The organism is Marinobacterium nitratireducens (assembly GCF_014645375.1).
In the GTDB taxonomy this organism is placed as follows: Bacteria; Pseudomonadota; Gammaproteobacteria; order Pseudomonadales; family Balneatricaceae; genus Marinobacterium_A; species Marinobacterium_A nitratireducens.
On the sequence record NZ_BMLT01000007.1, the window covers coordinates 125,009 to 148,729 of the forward strand.

Below are 23,721 nucleotides of genomic sequence, written 5' to 3' on the forward strand. Positions count from 1 at the left end.
ATATCGGTGAAAATAAAGCAGTTAAAGCTAACAAATTTCCGTCGTTTTGCAGAGTTCGAGATCAACTTTGAGCCACAACTAACCGTGCTCGTCGCCCGTAATGGAGCAGGTAAGTCAAGTGTACTTGACGCCGTTGCTACTGCACTGGGGCCTTTCTTGACGCGACTGCCTAAGGTGTCTGGGATCAATCCCAAGGACACCGATTTCCGTGTTTACCCTGATGGAAAGAAGCCACCATATATGCGGATAGCCTGCGAGAGCGACGGCGGAGTACGTTGGGATCGTACAGAAAAGCGAGACCAGACAAAGAAAACCGCATCGCAGATTCCCGATGGGGATGGCGTGAAGGCTCTTAATGAATATGTCGACCATTTTGTCGACGCCTATAATGAGGGCGAGTACTTTGAGTTGCCGGTGTTTATATATTATGGCACTGGTCGTGGTGTTTTTGATGTACCTCAGCGTACAAAAGGGTTTGGTAAAGAGTTCTCCCGTTTTGATTCCTTTGACGGATCGCTCGAAAGCCGAACGAACTTCAGGCGTTTTGTTGAATACTTTTACTATCTTGAAGAGCGGGAGAGTAAGAAACAAAAGGAACAGCGATCTTTTGACGTTGAGCTTCCTGAACTTAAAGCAATCCGAGCGGCGGTGCAACGCCTGATGCCGGATTTTTCCAATCCACGAGGGGCATATCCGGCTGGAATTATGGTCGACTGGACGGTTGATGATAAGAAGAAGCAGCTTCGTATAGAGCAACTAAGTGATGGTTACCGCACAACATTGGCAATGGTCATGGATATTGCGGCCAGAATGGCTGAAGCCAATCCGGATATGCAGGATACTTTGGATACGGAAGGGGTTGTATTGATCGATGAGGTGGACCTACACCTTCACCCTGGTTGGCAGCAGAAGATTCTTCCAGAGCTTACTCAGACCTTTCCTAACATACAGTTTATTGTCTCGACCCATAGCCCTCAGGTAGTAACCACGGTTTTACCGCGCTCTTTGCGTGTAATCGATTGGGAAGGTGATGTTCCAAGCCTAGTCCCAATCGATTTTTCCCAAGGAGCAGAGGCACAGCTTGTCCTCAAACAGGTTCTTGGTGTGGAGCCCCGCCCTGAAAATCTCGATATCGTAACCAAACTTCACCGCTATCAGGCGCTGGTTGCTCAAGATAAATGGGATAGCACTGAGGCGGCCGGCTTACGCCAAGAGTTAGATCGTTGGGGAGCGGAACATGAGCCGGAACTCATGCGCCTGGATATTGATATCCGTCTCAAGGAGCTGGATCGAAAAGAATGAAAAAAGTACGCAAGGGAGCTGAACCGACTAAGCTTAAGGCCTATCGAGAGGGATCTGCTTCTAGAACTTGGGATCAATTTATCAAGGGAAAGCCTGCAAAGAGGCGGAAGAAGCAGACCCGAGAGCAGCTGGTAGCCGATCAAGGAGGCTTGTGCGCTTACTGTGAGATTGATCTTAGGCCTGGATCCAACGGATTTGTGTCAGATCTCAGAGTAGAACACTTTCATCCAAAATCTGACAGTTTAACTTCTCATAACTGGCATTTAGATTGGCAGAATCTTTTAGGATGTTGTCACGGAGGGTCGCAGAAGAACGTGATAGACGCTGCTAAGAGGTTTACCAAGCCTGACTTCAGCTGTGATGTACCCAAAGGTGATAACAACTGGGATAACGTCATATTGAATCCATTGAACATACCCACATTTCCTTGTCTGTTTCAATATGATCGTGCTACTGGTAGCATTTTGGTCAATCCGACCGCTTGCCATCAAGCGGCGATCGACATTGGGAAAGCCCAAGCCACCGTAGATAAACTGTGCCTTGATGCGGCCAGGCTCCGTGATTTGCGAAAACCCGTGCTGGACCAGGTTAATGACGAGATCAGACACTTAGTCGCTTTAGGGTATACACCAGAACAAGCACGTTCGCGTCTGGCTCAGGCCTTGCTCCGTCAGGATGCCAACAATCATTGGCCGGCATTCTTTTCGGCGATTCGTAGCTATCTAGGGGCTGCGGCAGAAGAGCAGCTTAAAGCAATTAGCTATAACGGCTAGAGCAACAGCAGCCTGTACCTGGCGTTCATCACCTTCGCACCGGTCTCCTTGTCCGGAAAACGATCATTAGATAGCCATACCGCAACTACCCCAAAATAGGGCCGTTGGACTGACAGGAACTCAGACAGTTCGCGATGAGGTCCGGATAGCTGTCACCAGACCAGGGGATCTGGAGCGGCTCCAGCACGATTTCAATCATCCGGTCCGGTGCGTATCGAGTCGCGAGTGTCTCACTCGGGTGGACGCTTCGGACTGAACAGACGAAAACGCTTCTCAGAGACGCGTAACTCGAGCCTATGCTGAGGTCATTGAGCTAGCCGTTCAGGCTTTTATGCTGTTCATATATACAGTATATTGGTGGCGAGACGTTGAAGCCTCGACCTGCGCGTGCTCATAAGATGGCCGTCGCCTACGACTAGATCCGGTCACGGGTACCGTGGTGCAACAGAGTATTGGACATGGGATATGAGCCCGACCATCACATTCCAGAATGAAAACTGGCTGCGCCAGAAAACCACAGCCTATCTGCTGCTCCTGGTGATCGGAACCCTTGGGGCTCACCGGTATTACTTAGGTCACTGGATGTCCGGTTTCATCATGACCCTATGGGGGTTAGCGACGGCCTATGCGCTTGTTACCGGTGCAACGGTTGGGTATTACCTGGTGTGCACCCTGCTCGTGTGGTGCCTGCTGGATCTGGCTTATATCCATCACGTCGTCAACACGCGGCGGCGCAAGGTGTATGAATTGCGACCGCTGCTGCGCCTCTACTAATAGGGCCCACGATGGCCTATCCGCGATAGGTTGACGGTAAGGCGGGAAGTCGGGTTGTTGCGGTAGCCTGAACATCGGCTTCCATCGTCGGCTGTACGTTGCACATAATGTTTGGTGTGGCACGCTGGACAGCGCTCGAGCGGGATGCCATCGAGGTTTTCCATGCGGATGATCCCCTCCAATCGGGCATGTGCTTGCTAGGCGGAGACGGCTTCTATTGGGTACTGGCGAAGGTTCCCAGGATTTCAAAGGCCACCCGATCGGCTCGCGCCTTTCGCGGTGTTGTCGCGTCAAAGCTGCGGAACAGCTTCAGCTTCAAGTCGGCGTCCCGGAGCACAATGATCGGCATGCGCGCCGTGACCGTATTCACCAACTCGCCGGCGATGATGTTGGCTGCGGGCTGCACTTTGACGTGGTGGCGTACCCTGAGGCTCGGTTCTAGTGTTGCCGCAACCTTCTCGATTGGTCGCCGCCAATGAGAGACTCTTTTTAATGCTGGTTCAGTCGATCTTGCCAGACATGCGTAGCACTGCATCATCGAGAAATCGCTGTACCAGTTTCTGGCCTTCCGTGGTTAACGATTCAATGCCGTAGTCGTAGGCTTTGATCAACGCTATCTCCATGTCGCGGCTTTCGACCTCAACTGGAACACGATCCCCAGCCCGTATGTAACTAGGGGTGTAGCCGTTCGGGGAGTAGAGCGGATTGATGGTCGAGGTAGTCCGTCTTGTCGGTCATGCTGCACGTCCTTGAGCTGTATTGGCATGTTGGTCATGCTAGCACGGTTCCGGGATTCTAGCGGTCGAACCTCTCAGCTTACACTTTCAGGGGCGAGTGCCTGATGTGACGAGGCGGGGTTGCCCACAGTCGGTTCGATGTTATGTTGAATGAACGGTTGCAAAGTCGGGCGCTCAGCAACCGGTGTCGTTATCGCCATTTTGATTGGCTGTTCGTATGCGGATGAAGGCGTTTTTCTGAGTGCCCTCCATGACTGCTATCAAGTGTAACTGCACCTATGTCGGTGTGTATGTGCTGGCTAGTCAGGGAAGGCTTCTATTGTGGTGCCGGCGAAGGTGCCCAGGATCTCGGCGGCCACCCGATCGGCTCGCGCCTTTCGCGGTGTCGTCGCATCAAAGCTGCGGAGCAGCTTCAGCTTCAAGTCGGCGTCCTGCAGCACAATGATCGGCATGGGCGCCGTGACCGTTTTCACCGACTCGCCAAACATGATGTTGGCCGCGGGCTGAACTTTGACGTGGCGGCGTACCCTGAGGCTCGGCTCCGGTGTTGCCGCAACCTTCTCGATCAACTGCTCGAGCGGTAGCTGGTAATCGGGCTCCGCGTGCGCCAGGTCGTCGTGGATGCGCCGAAGCAGCTCAGCCTTGTCGGGCTTCACCAGGGCGTCTTTGCGCTGCCACGAGAAGCGTACCGAGGTGATGTTTTCCGTGCCGTAGCAGCGAATCTGTCGGTATAGATGCAGCGTCATGATGCCGGGACACGCGGCCCTGAGTGCTTCGAACCGTTCCTTGCGAGTGTGGTAGGTGGTCGTCACGAAGGACTCGATCGCGGCCTTTGCGTTGTTGATACGCTCGACCAGCGCTTCGATCTCGTGTTTCGCTCCGGTCTGGGAGGGGGAGAACCAGAGCACCCCAACCGTTCGCCGGGACGTTTTCTGGGAGTAGCGCATGTTGTTATGCAGGTCCTGATAGCAGGCTGCCGCGAGCTTGATAGCCTCGCTACCGGTATGAGCCTTCACGTCAATCCGCTGAACCGGCTCATGCTCCATACCGCGGGGCGTATTGGGCAGCGGCGCCACTAGCGCAGCCCGAACGGGCAGGCGCTGGAGGAGGGCACTCAGTGAAGAGATATCCCGCTCCAAGGCTGAGAACTGTGCCGCGATGAAATCCGACATGGCAAAGCGATCCTGCAAGGCTGATACAGATCCTATAGATACAAGATTAGACCATCATGCAGAAATAACCCAACCCCACCTCCAACCCTCGAGAAATCCCCCACCCCCTGGCCAACGCCCTGAGATTAGATGGAGAAAGAAAGAAAGAAAAAGAGAGAGAAAGAGGAGGGCGGGGCTGGAGTGTGGTAGGGAGATGAGCAGGGCTCGGTGTTTTGTTTGTCACTCTGCATGATGGTCTAATTTATGATGAAGCAGGCGGATATACTGGGAGGACTGCTTTACCGGCGATCGATTCGCGGGGACGCCGGATACGACCTCGGAACCCCTGACCAATCGGCCACCCTTTGCGCCAAAGGGGATCTTACGCTCGGACATCCGTAATCCTCTCAACCAATCTCTAGGCGAGGAGCGTACGACACGAACCGCTTGCTGATGGGGTCTACTGTTACAGGTTTCGGTCCATCCAAACCGCTTGCCGGAGTAAAGCAATTGCGTCGGAAGGCGTCACCTTCCAGGCTTCAGACTGACGCCGGACAGCGAATACTGCCAACTCCAGCCGGTCATCTGGCGTCAGAAAATGCTGCAGCTGGTGACCACGTTCGGCGATCACAATAGCCGCGCCGTCCTGGCCATTGTTGTACACGGCGATGCCCTTGTTGCGGGCGTCACCGTGGTACGCACCACTCATCTGCTTCCGCAGGCCAAACAGCACGCTGCAGAAGGCAACGAGCTCGCCTCGAGTCAGCTGCACAGTGGTTTTCTCAGCCCAGTTCGGTGCGGTTCCCGGTTGGTGGATCGGGGCGATTTCCACACTGAGGGTAGGTTGCTGCCCCCGCGTGAGGGTGTACTGGACATTGAGTGCGGTGCGCTTCCCCGGATCCGGATGGCGGTCCGAATAGAACTTGAGGCTCTCGCCAAAGCTGTCAGGGCTCGCGTCAGCTGTCATGGCATTTCAGTCTATGCGATCGCTCGCAGCGTGGAGCCGCTCGAGGCCTCGGTGCTCATACTTCTGTGTTGTGGTGTACTTGGTCGATGCATAGCTGCATAGAGCCAGACATGCTGACGGAAACGCTTGAATATCACAAGATCGCAATCGAGAGATGAGCGGTCTGATCAGCTCTACCCAGTCCGCATTTCACCCGTTGTCAGTTTTTGCAACAGAGCAGCTCCAAGTAATAAAGGTTCAGGATGATTACCCACGCCCAACCGAAGTCGATTGCGGGTAACCCTCCTGAAGATGCAGGGATGTTGGCATCGCCGTGTCAGTCAATGATGCCTAGTGCCTTTTCTTCCTGTGTAGCCATGCTGCCGTCGCAGGATGGGGCCGAGGGTATAGGGCAGCACCAGGGCCAGCAATGACCACTGATCAGATGCCGATTGGTCTCTCGGGAAGCCGTATCTGGGCGGTGTCTTCGCCGACCGCGGCTGAACTAAGCTTGTAGGTAAGGGGCGATCCGCCCGCTACGACAATAGCGGGGCTATATTGAAATGCGATGCGCGGACTGCGGGTACGATAATCCAGTAGATGCCAAATTCTGCGAGCAGTGCGGCACCCGGCTGAGACGGAACTGTCCTCGCTGCGGTCATGAAGTCGGCCCGGCGGCCCGTTTCTGCCGAGAATGCGGTGCCGCCCTGGACGAGGACAAGGGCGCCGCGGAACCGGCAGCCAGCACAGGCGAGATGCCGGCGCCGGTAACTTATCCGCCGCCCCACCTGGCGGCCCGGCTGCGAGCCGAACAGGCGGCCCTGGCCGCGCGCAGCGGTACTGAGGGCGAACGCAAGACCATCACCGTGCTCTTTGCCGACATGGCCGGCTCCACCGCGATGGTGCACGACCGCGACCCGGAAGACGCCCGCCGGCTGATCGACCCGGTGCTCGCGCTGATGATGGAGGCCGTCCACCATTACCAGGGCCATGTCGCCAAGTCGCTGGGGGATGGGATACTGGCCCTGTTTGGCGCCCCGATCGGCTGCGAAGAACACGCCCAGCGGGCACTGTATGCCGCGCTACGCATGCAGGAGGCGATGCGCCACTACGGCAACCAGGTGCGGCTGGAAGACGGGGTCTCGCTGCAGATCCGGGTCGGGGTCCATACCGGCGAGGTCGTCGTCCGGGCGATCCGCACCGAGGACCTCCATGTCGACTACGACCCGGTCGGACATACGATTAATATCGCCTCGCGGCTCGAGGGCATCGCCGCCCCCGGCTCGGTTCTGGTGAGCGACGAGACCTACCGGCTGGCCGAAGGCTACTTTCGCTTCAAGACGCTGGGCGCCACCGCATTCAAGGGCGTGCCCGAACCTTTGGTGGTGCATGAAGTCCTCGGCAGCAGCCCGCTGCGGACCCGGTTGCAGGTTGCGGCGAGCCGCGGCCTGGCGCGCTTTATCGGGCGCCGCGAAGAGTTGGCGCAGATGCGCTCGGCACTGCATCGAGCCTGCGCCGGCAACGGACAGATCGTCGGCGTGGTGGGCGAACCCGGTGTCGGCAAGTCGCGGCTATTCTACGAATTCAAGCACGCTCTGGAGCCGTCAAGCCTGGTACTGGAAACCTATTCGGTATCCCATGGCAAGGCTTTCCCCTACCTGCCGTTGATCGAGCTGTTGAAAAACTACATGCAAATCCTGCCGCAGGACGACGAGCGCCAGCGCCGCGAGAAGGTGACTGGCAAGGCGCTGACGCTGGAATCCGGGCTCGAGGACTGCCTGCCATACCTGCTCTATCTGCTGGGCCTCTGCGACGCAACTTCGCCGCTGCCTCAGATGGACCTGAACATCCGGCGCCGGCGTACCTTCGACGCAATCAAGCGCCTGCTGCTGCGCGAGAGCCTCAAGCAGCCGTTGATCCTGATCTTCGAGGATCTTCAGTGGCTGGATCGCGAAACCGAGGCCTTCATCGACTTTTTTGCCGACGCCCTGGCCGGTGCCCGGGTACTGCTGCTGGTCAACTTTCGCCCCGAATACCCGCAGGGCCTGGGTTACCGTAGCCACTATACGCAGCTGCAGCTGGAACCTCTGGGGCAGGATGAGACCGGAGAGTTGCTGGAGACCCTGCTGGGCCCGGATGCCTCGCTGGCGCCGATCAAGCCGCTGATCATGAAACAGACCGAAGGCAATCCGTTTTTCCTCGAAGAGGTGTTCCAGACGCTGCTCGAAGAAGAGGTGCTCAGCGGCGCCCCGGGCCACTGCCGTCTCGAGCGGATGCCGGCAACCCTGCATATCCCGACCACGGTTCAGGGCGTGCTGACGACCCGGATCGACCGGCTCGCCAAGCCCGAAAAGGAGCTGCTGCAGACGCTTGCGGTGATCGGCAAGGCCTTTGTCTGGAGCCTCGTCAGCCGGCTGTCGGATTGGCCCGAGGACGAACTGCAGGGCCTGCTGTCGCGACTACAGGCCGGCGAGTTCATCTACGAGCACCCGGCTTTCCCGGAAGTGGAGTACAACTTCAAGCACGGCCTGACCCAGGAAGTCGCCTACGGTTCCCTGCTCAAGGGGCGTCGCAGCCAGCTGCACGAGCGCACCGGTCAGGCGATCGAGGCACTGTATCGCCACCGGCTCGACGACCACTTCGGCGAGCTGGCGCATCATTACAGTCGCAGCGGCAACGTCGCCAAGGCGATCGAGTTCCAGTACAAGGCCGGGGTGCAGGCGGCGCAGCGCTCGGCCAACCGGGAAGCCGCAGTGCAGTTGGGCGACGCCCTGGCAATGCTCCAGCAGTTGCCGGCCGGCAGCGAGCGCGACCACCTCGAGCTCGAAATACAGCTGGTGCTCGGTGCGGCGCAGATGTCGGTCTGCGGCATCGGCTCGGCGAAGGTCGAGCAGGCCTATACGCGTGCGCTGTCGCTGTGCCGTGAGTTGCAGGAAACACAGCAGCTGTTCCCCGTGCTGGTGGGCTTGCGCCGGTATTACACCATGCGGGCGAACTTCCAGACCGCGCAGGAGCTGGCGGAGCAGTTGCTCCGGCTGGCCGGGCGCGAGCAGGACGAGGAATACCGGTTGCAGGCGCATTTTGCCATGGCGGCGGTGCTGCTCTTTCGCGGGCGGCTGGACGATGCCCGGCGGCACTTCGAGCAGTGCACCTCGATCGGCGACCCTGAGGCGCACCGGGCGCAGGTATTCTGCTACAGCATAGAGCCGGGGATGCTGTCGCACTGTTACCTGGGCTGGATCCTGTGGTATCGCGGTTACGCGGATCAGGCGCTGGCGCAGTGCGAGAACGTCGCCAACCAGGCGCGGGAATCGTCGCCGCCCTTTGTGCTGGCCGAAGTCTTCGATGTGCTGGCCGAGCTGCATCAGCTGCGAGGCGAAGCCGCTGCCGCGCAGGAGTGGGCCGACGCCGCTATGACACTGTCCAGCGATGAGGGACTGCCGTACTGGCTCGCGCGCGGCTCCGTCCTGTCGGGCTGGGCACTGGCACGGCAGGGGCAGCATCGCAACGGCATCGCACGAATCCGTGACGGGCTGAGACATTACGAATCGAGCGGCGGCCTGTTGATGTATCCGAGATACCTGGCGCTGCTATCGGAGGCGCTGGGGGCTGCGGGCAGGGTCAGGGTGGCGCTGAAAGCGCTGGCCACAGCGAGAACGCAGGCTGAAGCCAGTGGCGAGCGGATGTACCTGGCCGAGATTTTACGGCAGGAGGCCGAACTGATGCTGGCGCAGGGCGGGGGCCCTGAGCCGGAGCAGCAGGCCGAGCGCTGCCTGCTGCAGGCGATCGATACCGCGCAGGAACAGGACGCGCGAGCATTGAAGCTGCGCGCCGCGACCAGCCTCGCCCGGCTGTGGCGGCGCCAGGGGAAGACGGTGCACGCACTCAGGATGCTGCGGGACAGTTACCGCCCGTTCACCGAAGGTTTCGACACCGCCGATCTGCGAGAGGCCAGGTCGCTGCTGGAACAGCTGACGCACGGCGCTTAGCGGGGTTTGAAGCCCAACGGAACGAATATGTACGTTAACCGGCTTACTGCTCGAAATCCGGCCATTCTGGCTCGTCATGGATAAAGGCGCCGCACGCGTCTCAGGAGTCCCTCCCATCGATTCTGAACGCCATCGGCAACGACGTCGCCAAGGGACTCGTCGTGGTTGGCATTCTGCTGGCATGCGCCCAGATCCTGGTGGCGATGATCAACCTGACCGGAATCGGCGTCTCAATGGCCTCCGGTATCCTGGCGCTGGCCGGCGACAGTCCGCTGGGCGTTGCGGTAATCGTCGCACTGGTTTGCATCGTGATGGGCATGGGCGTGCCGACAACCGCGGCTTATGTCCTGGTTGCCGCTGTGATGGCACCAGCCCTGACCGGCATGGGCTTCGAACCTTTTGCCGCGCATATGTTCGTCTTCTTCTACGCCACCCTGTCGGTTATTACGCCGCCGGTCTGCATCGCCGTTTTTGTCGCTGCCGGGATTGCCGTCGAGCGCTGGAGCAAAGTTGCAAAATGGGCTCTGACGCTCTCCGCCGTGACCTACCTGATTCCATTCCTGTTCTCGCCTGGCTATCTGGGCCAGGGAGGCATCATCGCCATTCTGCAAGCCGCGCTGTTTGGCTGCGTGATCTGCATCGCGGTCAGCGTGCTACTGAGCGGTCTGGCGGCCATAAACCCTCTGACGATTGCGGCGTGGCTGGCCGTAGCGGTTTGTGCTGTCTGGCCGTCCATTTATGCCCAAATCAGCAGCCTGGTGCTGCTAGGCCCTGCAATCTGGTTGTTGCGTAGTCGTTTGGAGACGGCAGCTTCTGTGCCTGGATGCGCAAAGTAGTCAAGCGCTAAACGACCGATTATGAGGTCAATAAACTACCTCGCCGTCATCATCGTTAACAATGCGCTACCCCACTTCAGACCCATCATTGATGGGTCTGCCTTTTTTCACCCGCATCGGGAAGAGAACTTAGACGCCACTCCAAAGTTGAGTCAATTGCGTTCCGGCAGTTTCACGCCGTATGGACGTAACTCCCCCTTCGGTAAGACATGCCGGTAAAGTATCTGGCGGGTAATCCCCAGCTCCTCACAGAGATCCGACCTTGGTTTCCGGCTGGCCCATGGGGGACATCGCCAGCCGCAGCTTAGCAGCGGTCATCTTGAACGGCCGCCAGCCCTTTCGGCCCCGGGCGCGGGACGAGGCTAACCCGGCCACTGTCCGATCAGCAATGAGCTCTCTTTCGAATTCAGCGTTATGCAGTGCACCACATGAGGGTGAGTTCGAACGCAACTTAATCCGCGAGCGTACCAAGGGGTCGTTTCAGAAAACGGAAAATAAAGCACGCTAACCCGCTTGCAGGGGCCGTAGCGGCCTGAATTTCCCAGCACCGGTCTTGGCGTTGCCGCGCCAGACATAATCACCGGTAAGAACAGCGTGTCATCGACGGTTTGGCCGTGACCGCGAAGCGCGCCGCAGAATTTCATCCCAATGTGCGCTTACGTGCTTGATGTTGAGCGTGCCACCGATCATAGGTTTCAGAGCCTCGTAGGCGGCATCGCGCTTTGGAATGTAGAGTTTGGTGTCGCCCAATGTGGCCAGTGCTCTCGGCGCGACTAGCCGCCTTGAAGCGCTGGCCGTCCGAGGATGACGTGGTGCCGGCGCCCCAATGCTCGGCGAACGGGTGCCGGAACTGGGTGTTGACTAGTTCGGCCAGCGCGGCGGAATACCGATAGCTTGGCATAGGTGGTACCAGGGCAGGACTCGGCCATCTTCGTCAGGCCTAGGTTGATCGCATCGGCCAGGATTGTGGTCAGCAACAAGCGCTTGTTCTTGGTCAAGTCGCCCGATTTCAGGTGCGTGAAGTGGCGAGTGAAGCCCGTCCACTCATCCACCTCCAGCAGCAACTCGGTGATCTTGACATGGGGTAGGACTATGGCTGTCTAGTCAATTAGCGCCTGCACGGCATCCGGTACCGCCGCATCGAGAGGCGGGATCTTCAGGCCCGACTCGGTGATGATGGCGTCCGGCAATTCGTTGTCGAGCGCCATGCGGTTGGCTGTGGCAAGCTGCGTCTCCAACAGTTCCAGGCGCTCGTGCAAATACTGGTCGCCGTCGGTGGCCACGGCCAGCGGCAGTTCGCTTGTCTGCTTGAGGCTGGCGAACCTCCCGGCGGGTACAAGGTAATCCTCGAAGTCCTTGAACTGGTGCGAACCCTGTATGTTCCGACAGCGCGTACAGCTCGTAATAGCGCCGATCGATGCCGGCCCCTGTCATCACGAGCTTCGCCCAACGCTTCTTGATGAAACCGGTCGGCGCATCGGCGGGCACCTTGAGCTGTAACGCCGCCACGCCCGCGTAATAACGCTCCCAAGACTTCTTGAGTTCGGATGTGTAGGCGCACTGCTTAGGCGACTGCTCGATTGTCGAAATCAATTTGTGAGAAATCGAGGCCGACTTCTCTACCAGTTCCCTGATACTCATTCATCCGCAAAACAGCCAAGCCATAATCATTGACTCAACTGTTTCAACAGCGCGTCGACGCTTTCCTTGGCATCGCCGAACAGCATCCGCGTGTTCTCCTTGTAGAACAGCGGGTTGTCGACCCCGGCGTAGCCGGTGGCCATGCCGCGCTTGAGCACGATGGTGGTCTTGCCTTTCCAGGGCTCGAGAACCGGCATGCCGGCAATCGGGCTGTCCGGCACTTCCTGCGCTGCCGGGTTGACGATGTCGTTGGCACCGATGACGATGGAGACGTCGACGTCCGGGAAGTCTTCGTTGATCTCGTCCATCTCGTAGACGATGTCGTACGGGACCTTGGCTTCCGCCAGCAGCACGTTCATGTGACCCGGCATACGACCCGCGACCGGGTGGATGCCAAAGCGCACGTTGATGCCCTTCTCGCGCAGTTTCTTGGTGATCTCGAACACCGTGTGCTGCGCCTGGGCGACGGCCATGCCGTAACCCGGCAGGATCATGACTTCCTTGGCGTGCTCCAGCAGGCCCGCGGCTTCTTCCGCCTCGATCGGCTGGACGTCGCCGGCTTCACCCGCAGGACCGGCCGGGGCCGCGCCCTTGCTGGCGCTGGTGCCGAAGCCACCGAGGATGACGTTGACGAACTTACGGTTCATCGCCTTGCACATGATGTAGCTGAGGATGGCACCGCTGGAGCCGACCAGCGCGCCGACCACGATCAGCAGGTCGTTGCCGAGCATGAAGCCCATCGCCGCCGCCGCCCAGCCGGAGTAGCTGTTGAGCATCGACACCACCACCGGCATGTCGGCACCGCCGATAGCCACCACCATGTGCACGCCGAACACCAGCGCGATCAGGGTCATCAGCACCAGCCAGACCAGTCCGCCGCCGTCTGCAGAACCCTGCACGAACAGGATGCAGAACAAGAACGCCAGCACACCCAGACCTGCGTTGAACCAGTGACGGCCCGGCAGCTGCAGCGGCTTGCCGCTGATCTTGGCGCTGAGTTTCAGATATGCCGCCACGGAGCCGGTGAAGGTCACCGCACCGATCAGGATGCCGATATAGGTCTCGACATCGTGAATGGTCTTGGCCGCGCCGGACAGCTCGCTGTGCTGCAGTGCGTTAGCGTAGCCGACGAACACCGCCGCCAGACCCACCAGGCTGTGCAGGATCGCGACCAGTTCCGGCATCTGGGTCATTTCGACCTTTTTCGCCAGGTACCAGCCGATGGCGCCGCCGGCGATCATGCCCAGCAGCAGGACGAAGTAGTTGTTGGAGATGATGCCGAAGATCGTCACCACCAGCGCCAGGCCCATGCCCAGCATGCCGTAGAGGTTGCCGCGACGTGCAGATTCCTGGTGGCTGAGGCCACCGAGCGCGAGGATAAAGAGCGCGCTCGCCCCGATGTAGGAAGCTGTGATTACACCTGTGTTCATCGTTCCGCCCTTATTTCCTGAACATCCGCAGCATGCGCTGGGTCACGGCGAAGCCGCCGACGATGTTGATGCTGGTGATGAAGACCGCCAGCGTCGCCAGTATCACCACCAGCGGACTGTCGCTCGAGATCTGTATCAAGGCACCGATGACGATGATGCTACTGATGGCGTTGGTGACGCTCATCAGCGGGGTGTGCAGCGAGTGCGAGACGCCCCAGATCACCATGTAGCCGATGAAGCAGGACAGCACGAACACCGTCAGATGGCCGATGAAGTCCGGCGGTGCGACCGAGCCCAGGCCCAGCAGCGCCAGACCGGCGATGGCCAGCGGTGCCAGGAAGGCCAGCGGGTGTTTCGGTTTCGGTTCGGCCTTCTCGACCGCTTCGCGGGCCTTGTCGCCCATGTCTGCCTTCGGCGCGACCGACAGACGCGGCGCGGGTGGCGGCCAGGTGACCTCGCCTTCCTTGACCACGGTGGCGCCGCGGATCACTTCATCTTCCATATTGACGACGATCTCGCCGTTCTTTTCCGGGCACAGATCGGTCAGCAGGTGACGCAGGTTGGTGGCGTACAGCTGGCTTGCCTGGGCCGACAGGCGGCTCGGCAGGTTGGTGTAGCCGATCAGGGTGACGCCGTGCTTCTCCACCACCTCGTTGGCGACGGTCAGCTTGCAGTTGCCGCCGGTTTCGGCCGCCAGGTCGACGATCACGCTGCCCGGCTTCATGCTCGCCACCATCTCTTCGGTGATCAGTTCGGGCGCGGGTTTGCCCGGGATCAGCGCGGTGGTGATGATGATGTCGACGTCCTTGGCCTGCTCGGCGAACAGCGCCATCTCGGCGGCGATGAACTCGGGGCTCATGGTCTTGGCGTAGCCGCCGGTACCGGCGCCGTCCTCCTCCGGGAAGTCGAGCATCAGGAACTCGCCGTCCATGCTCTCGACCTGCTCCTTCACCTCGGGACGGGTGTCGAAGGCGCGCACGATAGCGCCCATGCTCTTGGCCGCGCCGATGGCGGCAAGACCGGCGACGCCGGCGCCGATCACCAGCACCTTGGCCGGCGGGATCTTGCCGGCGGCGGTGATCTGGCCGGTGAAGAAGCGGCCGAAGTGCTGCGCGGCTTCAACGACGGCACGGTAGCCGGCGATGTTGGCCATGGAGCTCAGGGCATCCATCTTCTGCGCACGGGAAATACGCGGCACGCTGTCCATCGCCAGCGCGGTCACGCCGCGCTCGGACAGATCCTGGAGCATCTCCGGATTCTGCGCCGGGTACAGGAAGCTGATCAGGGTCTGGCCCTTGCCCATCAGCTCCACGCCGTAGAAGCCGAGCTCCGGGTGCTGGCTCGGCGGACGCACTTTCATCACGATATCGGACGAGTGCCAGAGCTCTTTCGGGTCTTCGATAATCTCGACACCCGCGGCACGGTACTGGTCGTCATCGAAGCTGGCTTCGAGGCCTGCGCCGGTTTCGATGGCGAGACTGAAACCCAGTTTCTGCAGCTGAGTCGCGACCTCGGGGGTCAAGGCAACGCGCTTTTCCCCTTCGTCGATCTCCTTCGGGACGCCTATTCGCATCTATATTTCTCCGAATAATTGTAGGTAAGAGGCTGGACTATCAACCTGGCGTGCAAATAGGTTCGCTTCCTGTTTAGTCGACCCTGAAAAATAGGATTTAAAACGCACCGGGGCACTTTCCCGCCGCTCGCTTTTGAGGACTTCTCTGCAACAGGACGCTCAAGCGGCAAGCGCCATCTGCTTCTGATCGTTTTTCAACTCGATCAGCACGTGACGAGCACAGATTGCACTAACAGGCGGTATTTTTTTTCGGGGCAAAATAAGCCACCGCAGCAGCTTGCGCAGATTCTGACCGCAGGCGCACAGCAGTACATTGAGCGCATCGCCCAGTACGCCTTTCAGGAAGCAGCGCCGCATTTTGCCATCTGACTTGAGGTGTCCTATGACCGGCTCGACGCTGTTGCGTCGGCGCATCTAGCGCTTCTCGGACTCTGGCACGCCGCGCTTCTGGCCGGCGATGATCACCTGCACATCGTCCACACCTGATCCCTTATAGCCACGGTCAACGAAGCAAAACGCCGGCTTGTGGCCTGAAAGCGTTTCCACTTGTTGCAACTGATCTGCCAAGGTGAGGCCGTCGTAAGGATTGCCGGCATTGCTGCGAGCGCCGACGATGAAAGACTCCCTGGCGGTGACCGCGATACTGGCTTTTACGCCGCACTCATAGCGCTCATGGGCCGTGCCCTTCGATATACAATCCACGCCCGGCTCATGCAGACTGTACGGCTTGTTTTTGCTGTTGCGCGTCTGGACCAGCAGTTGCCTGGCCTGGCGCAGACAGGCCTGCTGTTTGTCGCTCAGTACCAGCCCCTGGGCTTTGCCCTGGCGCTCGAGATCACGCACCACCCGCCCCAGAAAGCCGTTCACCTTTTTGATCGCCTTTTTCATGCGCTTGTACTGCTTGGCGTGCCCTCGACGAAGTTCTCGATATTGTCCATCAGTTGATCTGCGAGGGACTGCTGAGCTTCGTCGGAAGCCCAGGCGACGTGGGGTGTCAGGATCACGTTGGGGCGCCCGGCGATGCGCATCAGCGGGCTGTCCGCGGATGGCGGCTCGCCCTCGGTGACATCGAAGCCGACACCACTGATAAAGCCTTCGTCGAGCGCGGTGACCAGGTCTTCCTCCACGACGAGGCCGCCCCGGGCGGTGTTGATGATCAGCGGTTGGCGTTGCATCGCACGGAATTCGTCCAGTCCAATCATGCCGCGGGTTTCGGGGGTCAGCGGGCTGTGCAGCGTGATGATGTCACTGGTCGCCAGCACCTCGTCCCAGGGTGTGTAGAGCCGGCCGAAACCGCGCTTGCCCTTATGTGTCGCGAACAGCGGAATCATTCCGAACGCGCGCGCAATGTCGGCCACACGCTGTCCCAGCGCCCCTTCGCCGATAATCCCGAGACGGGCGCCGGCCAGATCGTGGATCGGATGGTTGAAGAAACAGAACTGCCCGGATTTCTGCCATTCACCGGCGAGCACATCGTCGCGGAAGGCGACGATATTACGACGCAAGGCGAGCATCAGCGTGAAGGTGTGCTCTGGTACGGTATTGACCGAGTAGCCGCGGATATTGGTCACGGCGATACCACGCTGCTGGCAGAAGGTCTTGTCGACACAGTCGGTACCGGTTGCGGCTACGGCGATAAGCTGCAGTTCGGGAAGCTGGCGCAGCGTTTCGGCGCGCAACGGTACCTTGTTGGTGATCGCGATCGTGGCACCAGCAAGCCGCTCCACCACTTCCTCGGGTCGGGTGCTCTCGTACTGAATCAGTTCATGAGCGAACGCCGGGCTGCGCAGGCGTATCTGCGGGGCGATGGTGGAACGGTCCAGAAATACGACCTTGTGCATGCTTATTCTCCTTCTACGTTTGGATCATAGGCTTAGGTCTGTTAAGTAGCCGACTCAGTCTGTGCCATTCAGGAGGTGGTAGCTGCGAATCACCTGGCTGTCGTCGGCACGGCCGTCACCCCTGCCCGAGGTCGAGAGGAACAACTGATGGGCCACGGCCGCCAGCGGCAGGGCCGTCTGGGTCTCGCGGCCCGTGTCCAGCACGATGCCAAGGTCCTTGACGAAGATATCGACGGCGCTGGTGACTTCCGGATCCGCTTCCAGCATCCGCGGCCCGCGATCCTTCAACATCCAGCTCGATGCAGACGAGCCGCCCATGATCTCGAGCAGCACCTCCAGGTCCACGCCGACCTTTGCCGCCAACGCGAAGGCCTCGGCGACCACCGCGATATGCACGCCGCACAGCAGTTGGTTCACGGTCTTGACCACCGCGCCCTGCCCAGGCTTGTCGCCGACATGGAAGATGCGCTGGCCGATGGCCTCGAAAACCGGCAGCAGGTCCGCGTAGGTGTCGGTGTCGCAGGCCGCCATGATGGTCAGCGAGGCGGCCGTGGCACCAGCGACACCGCCCGATACCGGCGCGTCGACAAAGCGGCGGCCGGAAGCGGTCACCTGCTCGGCGATACGTTCGACGCCGCCGGGCGGGCAGGTAGCCATCAGGCAGACGGTGCCGCCGTCATTCATCGCCGCCAGCGCGTCGGCGGTGAATAACACCTGCTCTGCCTGGGTAGCGTTGACTACCATCAACATGAGCACATCAGCGCCGCTAGCCGCTTCTGCAGCTGATGTGACCGGCTCCGCGCCCGCCGTCACTAGCGCCTCCAGAGCCTTGGGGTTGAGATCGATGCCGCGTACGCGAAAGCCGCACGTGATCAGGTTTTTGGCCATCGGCAGCCCCATCGCGCCGAGGCCGGCAAATGCAATCGTCTTCATCATGATTTTCCGTTTTATCTGCCAGCTGCGAGGAAGGCCCCGATGCTCCGGGGCCACATCGCATCAATAGAGTGTGAACGCCGGTACGAAGGAGATCAGTCCCAGCACCGTGATCGCCACCAGATAGAAAGGCCAGAGCTCGCGGGCAATCCTGCCAACCGGTTCGCGCGAGATGGCCGCAGCGATGAACAGGGTGGTGCCGACCGGCGGCGTGAACAAGCCGATGCTCAAGTTGACCGCCATCATCACGCCAAGCTGCACCAGGTCCAGGCCGATGGCGTTGCCGATGGCGACAAAGGTCGGAGCGAGCAGTAGGATCGCCGCTGGCAGGTCGAGGAACATGCCGACAATCAGCATGATCAGGTTCATCATCAAGATGATCATCACCGGCGACTTCAGCGTTTCCAGCGCCCACTCGGCGACGTGGGTCGGGATCGCTTCTACCGTCAGCACGTAGCCCACCAGGTTCGAGGCGGCAATCACCAGCATGACCACGCCGGTGGTGACAGCGGTGTGCACCAGTGCCTCGTAAAGACGACGCACCGTCAGGTCACGGTAAATCATCGAGCTGACCACCAGGCCATAGAACACGGCGAGCACGCTGACTTCGGTCGGGGTTGCGATACCGGCGCGCAGCAGCACCACGATAAAGGCCGGCATGGCGAGCGCCGGGGCCGCTTTGAGCGTGGCGTTCAGGATATCCTTCGCCGTGACCGTGGCGGTCAGGCGTTTGAAGCCCCGCAGCCGTCCGGACAGGTAGCAGGTGACCATGAAACCGGTACAGAGCAGCAGGCCCGGTATTACCCCAGCCATGAACAACGCGGCAATGGACTGGTTGGACACCGTGGCGAACAGGATCAGCGGGATCGATGGCGGGATCAGACCTGCGATGACCGACGACGATGCTGTGGCCGAGGCCGCAAACGCCGCCGGGTAACCTTCGCGCTTTTGCCAGGGAATCAGCATGGCGCCAAGCGCCGAGGCTTCGGCGACCGCCGAGCCGGAGACGCCGCCGAACACGGTGGAGCCAACCACCGTCACCTGCCCGAGGCCGCCGTGGAAACGACCCACCAGGGACGTAGCAAAGTGGATTAGGCGCTTGCCCAGTTCACCGCCCATCATCAGGCTGCCGGAGAGCATGAAGAACGGAATCGCCAGCAGCGGGAAGCTCTGCGTCGGCTGGAAGATCTTCACCACCGCGGCGACCGACGGCATGTCACCCACGACGATGGCGGCGAGGCCCGAGCTGATGATGAGCGCGTAGCCCACCGGCAATGCCAGCACCAGCAGGACGGCGAATACGAGGATCATTGCAATAGTCATACGTCCTCCTCCACATGATGGGTACGTACGCTGAGCGGGTCATCGGCCAGCAGCAAGCGCACGAAGGTGGTCAGCGCCGTGACGCCCAGGCCAACGAAACCGACGATCAGGGCCAGGTAGGCCCAACGCGCCGTAACACCGGTGACCGGATAGATTTCGGTACCGGTAATCTCGATGACATCGAGGCCGACCCAGGCGAGGTAGAAAAAGGTTGCGGCGACCAGTACCTGTAGCGCGAGCATCAGGATGCGGTTGCCGGTCCTGCCCAGCAGGTTGTTAATGGCGGCAACAGCGATGTGCTGTCCGCGCTGGGCGGCCATCACTACACCGCTCATGACCAGCCAGGGGAATAATAGGTTGGGCAGTTCGGTGGGCCATCCCATGCCTTGATTGGTGAGGTAGCGGACTATCACCTCGGCCATCAGTGATAAGAACATGATGACGAGGGCCGAGATCGCGATCACCGAGCCGGTGACCACGATCGAGGCATCCACCCACTTCACCACCGAACCTGCGATACCGTTCCTGGCCACAGTATTGGGGGAGTGGGTAGTATTCATTGTTTGGCTGCCTCCGACACGACCAGTTTGACCAGATCCGGGTACTGCTGCGACCACTTGTCATAAACGGACTGGGTCATCTCAATGAACAGCGCCTGGTCCACCTCATTGATCGCCACACCGGCTTCCTTCAGCTGTTGACGCAGATCGGCATCGGCGGCAAGCGACATCTCGCGATTCAGCTGGCCGGCCTCAACCGCGGCTTCCTTGATTGCCCGCTGGTCTTCCTCCGACAGCTGGCTCAAGAGCATCTTGCTGGCCAGAAACGGCGTGGTCTCATACTTGTGCCCGGTCAGCGAGATGTACTTCTGCACCTCGAAGAGCTTGGACGAGTAGATGTTCATCAGCGGGTTTTCCTGGCCGTCGAACACCCCCTGCTGCAGCGCGATGTACAGTTCGGAGAAAGCCAGCGGGGCCGGGTTGGCGCCCAGCGCGGTGAAAATGTCGAGGGTCATCGGATCCGGCGGTGTACGCAGCTTGATGCCTTCGAGGTCCTCCGGCTTGGTGATCGGACGCACGCTGTTGCTGACCTGACGGATACCGTTGTCCCACAGCGCCAGCAGCACCAGTCCCTTCTCCTGAGCCAGTTCGTTGAGCTTGTCACCCACCGGACCATCGACAACCTTGTAGGCATGGGGCAGATCGCGGAACAGGAATGGAAGGCCGAGCACGCCGAACTGAGGCACGACGCCGGATGTAGTGCCCTGAGAGTTGGCGCTGAAGGCCAGGGTGCCGAGGCGCATGTTGGTGAGTGACTCGACATCATCACCGTACTGCGCGCTGCCGCCGACTTCGACCTTAACACGGCCGTCGGTTTTCTGTTCTACCAGCTCGGCGAATTTCAGCGAGGCTTCCGCCTTGGGGTTACCTGGAGCTGCGTTGTGCGACAGGCGAAGGACCTGCTGCGCCCAGCTCGGGGCGGCGCTCAGGGCCAGAGTAGCGGCGACTGCAATCAATGTCTTTTTCATGACGATATCCTTCTTTTTCTTGTGATATTCATGGCAACGTGGCTCAACCACGTTAATTGGGTTTGCTGCAAGACGGGCTGCTTAAATGCGTGTGCAACACCCATCGTGCCGTATTTCGAACCTTGCTCTCGTGGTGACGGATAAGATGCCAAGCCATCCCTGGCGTAGGACTTTAGCCGTGTATGAGCATACCGCCGTTGACGTCGATCACCGCCCCGGTGATGTAGGACGACAGGTCTGACGCCAGGAACAGATAGGCACCGGCAACTTCATTGGCATTGCCCAGGCGATTCAACGGAATACTCGCGGCGATGTCGCCTTTCTGCTCGTCACTCAGTTTGCCGGCGCTGATATCGGTCTGGATCAAACCCGGGGTGACGCAGTTGACGCGAATGTTGTCGGGACCGAATTCCCGCGCCATCGCCTTTGCCAGACCCAGCACGCCGGCCTTGGCCGCCGAGTAGTGCGGACCGCCGAGGATACCGCCGCCACGCTGGGCCGAGACCGATGACATGCAGGCGATCGAGCCCGACTGCTGCTTCTGCATCTGCGGAATGACCGCCTGTGACAGGTACAGCACGCCACGCAGGTTGACGTCGAGAATGCGGTCCCAGCTCGCAGGGTCGATTTCGAGCGTCTTGACCGGCTGGGTGATGCCAGCGTTGTTGACCAGGATGTCGATGCGACCGAACTCCTCGACCGCACGCTCGGCGGCTTTTGCACAGGCGTCCTTGTCGGTGACATTGCAGCCGTAGCCGCGATGCTCAGGGCCGATCGCGGCGGCCGCTTCAGCCGCAGCCTTTTCATCGAGGTCGAGAATGATGACCTTGGCGCCCTGGCTGGCAAACAGGTGGGCAGTCGCCAGGCCGATACCGCGCGCAGACGCGGCGCCGGAGATCATCGCGACCTTGTCCTGAAGGAGAGACGAGTTACTCATTTGGTGCTCCCATTATTGTGCTTTTGGGAAGGGGGATCGGCGAGATTGCTCAGCCGATCCAAGTCTTGATGGTGTCGGCCATCACGTTGGTCGAAATGCCGTAGCGGTCGTGCAGCGTCGGCAAGGCGCCGGCGTCGAGGAAGGCGTCGGGCAATGCGATCTGGCGGAACTGGGGTGTCACACCGGCGGATAGCAGCTCGGTAGCAATCGCCTCGCCGAGGCCGCCAATGGTGGTATGGTTCTCGGCCACTACCACCAGGCGGCCGGAACGACCGGCTTCGCGCAGGATGGTCGAGGTATCGAGCGGCTTGATCGTCGGCACGTGCAGTACCGCGACATCGACGTTGTCCGCCTCGAGCGCCTTCGCGACCTCCAGCGAGCGCATCGTCATGATGCCGGACGAGATCACCAGCACATCGCGGCCGTCGCGCAGCAGTTTGGCCTTGCCGAGTTCGAACTTGTAGTCGTATTCGTCCAGCACCAGCGGTACCTGGCCGCGCAGCAGGCGCATGTACACCGGTCCGTTGTGCTCCGCCACTGCCGGCACCATCTGCTCGATATCGAGGGCGTCGCAGGGGTCTATCACCGTCATGCCCGGCATCGCCCGCATCAGCGCCAGGTCTTCCGCAGCCTGATGACTGGGGCCATAGCCGGTGGTCAGACCCGGCAGTGCGCCGGCGATCTTGACGTTCAGATTGTCCTCGGCGATCGCCTGGTGCATGAAGTCGTAGGCACGGCGGGTGGCAAATACCGAGTAGGTGGTGACGAACGGCATCGCGCCTTCGTGAGCGAAGCCGGCGGCCGCACCCATCAGTAGCTGTTCCGCCATGCCCATTTGATAAAAGCGCTCCGGATAAGCCTTCGCGAAGATGTGCAGATCGGTGTACTTGGCCAGATCCGCGGTCATGCCGACGATCTCGGGACGCTGTGCGGCCAACTCGACCAGCGCATGGCCGAAGGGGGCTGCCTGGGTCTTCTGGCCCTCACCGGCGATCGACGCGATCATCGCTGAGGTCTTGAGCTTCGGTTTCTTGATAGTGCTCATGCTTTTCTCCCGGCTTCCAGTGCTTCCAGCGCGAGCTGCCATTCGTGCTCGTCGACGCGGATAAAGTGGTTCTTTTCACGGGCTTCGAGGAAGGGAACACCGCAGCCCATGCGGGTATCAGCGATGATCATCCGCGGTTGCGGTTCCGGGTGATTGCGCGCGGCGTCGAAGGCGTTGGCGACCGCCTCAATGTCGTTGCCGTCGACACGCTGGGTAAACCAGCCGAACGCTTCCATCTTCTCGACCAGCGGCTCGAACGCCATGATCTGGCTAGAGGGGCCGTCGGCCTGCTGGTTGTTGACGTCGACGATGGCGATCAGGTTGTCGAGCTTCCAATGGGCGGCCGACATCAGACCTTCCCAGATCGCGCCCTCGTCGAGTTCGCCATCGGAAAACAGGGTGTAGACGAAGGCATCCGAGCCCTTGTGCTTGAGTCCGAGGCAGTGACCGACGGCAATGGTCAAACCCTGGCCGAGGGAGCCACCCGACATTTCCATGCCGGGGGTGTAGCTGGCCATGCCGGACATCGGCAAGCGGCTGTCATCGCTGCCATAGGTTTCGAGCTCCTCTTCGGCGATGATGCCCCCTTCGATCAGCGCGGCGTACAGCGCGATCGCATAGTGGCCGTTCGACAGCAGGAAGCGGTCGCGACCTTCCCAATCGGGGTCTTCGGGGCGGTAAGTCATGGCATGGCAGTAGGCCACTGCCAGCACGTCGGCGATATCAAGTGCCTGGCCCACATAGCCCTGGCCCTGGACCTCGCCCATCAACAGCGCATAGCGCCGGATGCGGTAAGCATGATCGGCGAGTTTCGCCAGATCGTCGCGGGCTTCAATTATGCTTGTATCCACGCGGTTCTCCTCAATTAGGCGCCTCCTGTTGGAGACGCACGGATGTCTGTGTTCTTGTTCTGGAGGTGGCCTTCTCCGTACTCGCAACGGAGGCTGATACAGCTTTTCCGT

Annotated in this window: 18 protein-coding genes and 2 pseudogenes; 5 read left to right on the top strand and 15 right to left on the bottom strand. The window is 60.2% G+C overall.

Annotated elements, in window-relative coordinates; all coding sequences use genetic code 11:
* Positions 1–6 precede the first annotated feature (6 nt).
* From IEX85_RS14630 to IEX85_RS14640, 3 genes are all read left to right on the top strand, one after another.
* Positions 7–1,302 (top strand): AAA family ATPase, encoded by a 1,296-nt coding sequence (locus IEX85_RS14630; protein ID WP_188861360.1) that lies wholly within the window; start codon positions 7–9, stop codon positions 1,300–1,302.
* Positions 1,299–2,075 (top strand): retron system putative HNH endonuclease, encoded by a 777-nt coding sequence (locus IEX85_RS14635; protein WP_188861361.1) that lies wholly within the window; start codon positions 1,299–1,301, stop codon positions 2,073–2,075. The genes IEX85_RS14630 and IEX85_RS14635 overlap by 4 nt, the downstream gene beginning before the upstream one ends.
* A gap of 465 nt (positions 2,076–2,540) precedes the next feature.
* The gene (locus IEX85_RS14640; RefSeq protein WP_188861362.1) at positions 2,541–2,849 is read left to right on the top strand and encodes an NINE protein; all 309 of its coding nucleotides are present in this window, start codon (positions 2,541–2,543) and stop codon (positions 2,847–2,849) included.
* 214 nt (positions 2,850–3,063) lie between these two features.
* Here IEX85_RS14640 and IEX85_RS14645 read toward each other — a convergent pair whose 3' ends face one another.
* From IEX85_RS14645 to IEX85_RS14655, 3 genes are all read right to left on the bottom strand, one after another.
* Positions 3,064–3,387 (bottom strand): DNA replication terminus site-binding protein, encoded by a 324-nt coding sequence (locus tag IEX85_RS14645; protein ID WP_188861363.1) that lies wholly within the window; start codon positions 3,385–3,387, stop codon positions 3,064–3,066.
* A 498-nt stretch (positions 3,388–3,885) separates the two neighbouring features.
* On the bottom strand, positions 3,886–4,758 hold the full coding sequence (locus tag IEX85_RS14650; RefSeq protein WP_188861364.1) for a DNA replication terminus site-binding protein: 873 nt from the start codon (positions 4,756–4,758) through the stop codon (positions 3,886–3,888).
* 445 nt (positions 4,759–5,203) lie between these two features.
* Positions 5,204–5,704, bottom strand: coding sequence for a hypothetical protein (locus tag IEX85_RS14655; protein ID WP_188861365.1), 501 nt, complete (start codon positions 5,702–5,704; stop codon positions 5,204–5,206).
* Positions 5,705–6,246: 542 nt separating this feature from the next.
* Between IEX85_RS14655 and IEX85_RS14660 the strand changes: the two genes are divergently transcribed.
* Both IEX85_RS14660 and IEX85_RS14665 read left to right on the top strand, forming a co-directional pair.
* Positions 6,247–9,672 (top strand): adenylate/guanylate cyclase domain-containing protein, encoded by a 3,426-nt coding sequence (locus IEX85_RS14660; protein WP_188861366.1) that lies wholly within the window; start codon positions 6,247–6,249, stop codon positions 9,670–9,672.
* Positions 9,673–9,833: 161 nt separating this feature from the next.
* On the top strand, positions 9,834–10,508 hold the full coding sequence (locus IEX85_RS14665; RefSeq protein ID WP_229721941.1) for a TRAP transporter large permease subunit: 675 nt from the start codon (positions 9,834–9,836) through the stop codon (positions 10,506–10,508).
* A gap of 621 nt (positions 10,509–11,129) precedes the next feature.
* Here the strand turns inward: IEX85_RS14665 and IEX85_RS14675 are convergent.
* The 12 genes and pseudogenes from IEX85_RS14675 to IEX85_RS14730 all read right to left on the bottom strand — a co-directional run.
* A pseudogene (locus tag IEX85_RS14675) lies at positions 11,130–11,999 on the bottom strand (Tn3 family transposase); the annotation flags it as partial.
* A gap of 176 nt (positions 12,000–12,175) precedes the next feature.
* Complete coding sequence (pntB, locus tag IEX85_RS14680) at positions 12,176–13,579, bottom strand: Re/Si-specific NAD(P)(+) transhydrogenase subunit beta (protein WP_188861367.1); 1,404 nt, start codon at positions 13,577–13,579, stop codon at positions 12,176–12,178.
* 10 nt (positions 13,580–13,589) lie between these two features.
* Positions 13,590–15,152 (bottom strand): Re/Si-specific NAD(P)(+) transhydrogenase subunit alpha, encoded by a 1,563-nt coding sequence (locus IEX85_RS14685; protein ID WP_188861368.1) that lies wholly within the window; start codon positions 15,150–15,152, stop codon positions 13,590–13,592.
* 261 nt (positions 15,153–15,413) lie between these two features.
* Positions 15,414–16,070 (bottom strand): annotated as a pseudogene (locus tag IEX85_RS14690) (transposase); the annotation flags it as partial.
* Positions 16,037–16,993 (bottom strand): D-2-hydroxyacid dehydrogenase, encoded by a 957-nt coding sequence (locus IEX85_RS14695; RefSeq protein WP_188861369.1) that lies wholly within the window; start codon positions 16,991–16,993, stop codon positions 16,037–16,039. The gene IEX85_RS14695 and the pseudogene IEX85_RS14690, both read right to left, overlap by 34 nt.
* A 54-nt stretch (positions 16,994–17,047) precedes the next feature.
* On the bottom strand, positions 17,048–17,983 hold the full coding sequence (locus tag IEX85_RS14700; RefSeq protein WP_268238086.1) for an NAD(P)-dependent oxidoreductase: 936 nt from the start codon (positions 17,981–17,983) through the stop codon (positions 17,048–17,050).
* Positions 17,984–17,989: 6 nt separating this feature from the next.
* Positions 17,990–19,249, bottom strand: a complete 1,260-nt coding sequence (locus IEX85_RS14705) for a TRAP transporter large permease (protein ID WP_188861370.1) — start codon at positions 19,247–19,249, stop codon at positions 17,990–17,992.
* Complete coding sequence (locus IEX85_RS14710) at positions 19,246–19,809, bottom strand: TRAP transporter small permease (RefSeq protein ID WP_188861371.1); 564 nt, start codon at positions 19,807–19,809, stop codon at positions 19,246–19,248. Before IEX85_RS14710 ends, IEX85_RS14705 begins: the two co-directional genes overlap by 4 nt.
* Positions 19,806–20,777 (bottom strand): TRAP transporter substrate-binding protein, encoded by a 972-nt coding sequence (locus IEX85_RS14715; RefSeq protein ID WP_188861372.1) that lies wholly within the window; start codon positions 20,775–20,777, stop codon positions 19,806–19,808. Before IEX85_RS14715 ends, IEX85_RS14710 begins: the two co-directional genes overlap by 4 nt.
* Before the next feature lie 172 nt (positions 20,778–20,949).
* Positions 20,950–21,714 carry an SDR family NAD(P)-dependent oxidoreductase gene (locus IEX85_RS14720; protein ID WP_188861373.1) on the bottom strand — a complete coding sequence of 255 codons (765 nt, stop codon included), beginning with the start codon at positions 21,712–21,714 and terminating at the stop codon, positions 20,950–20,952.
* A 49-nt stretch (positions 21,715–21,763) separates the two neighbouring features.
* Complete coding sequence (locus IEX85_RS14725) at positions 21,764–22,759, bottom strand: transketolase family protein (protein WP_188861374.1); 996 nt, start codon at positions 22,757–22,759, stop codon at positions 21,764–21,766.
* The gene (locus IEX85_RS14730; protein ID WP_229721943.1) at positions 22,756–23,610 is read right to left on the bottom strand and encodes a transketolase; all 855 of its coding nucleotides are present in this window, start codon (positions 23,608–23,610) and stop codon (positions 22,756–22,758) included. The genes IEX85_RS14725 and IEX85_RS14730 overlap by 4 nt, the downstream gene beginning before the upstream one ends.
* Positions 23,611–23,721: the final 111 nt, after the last annotated feature.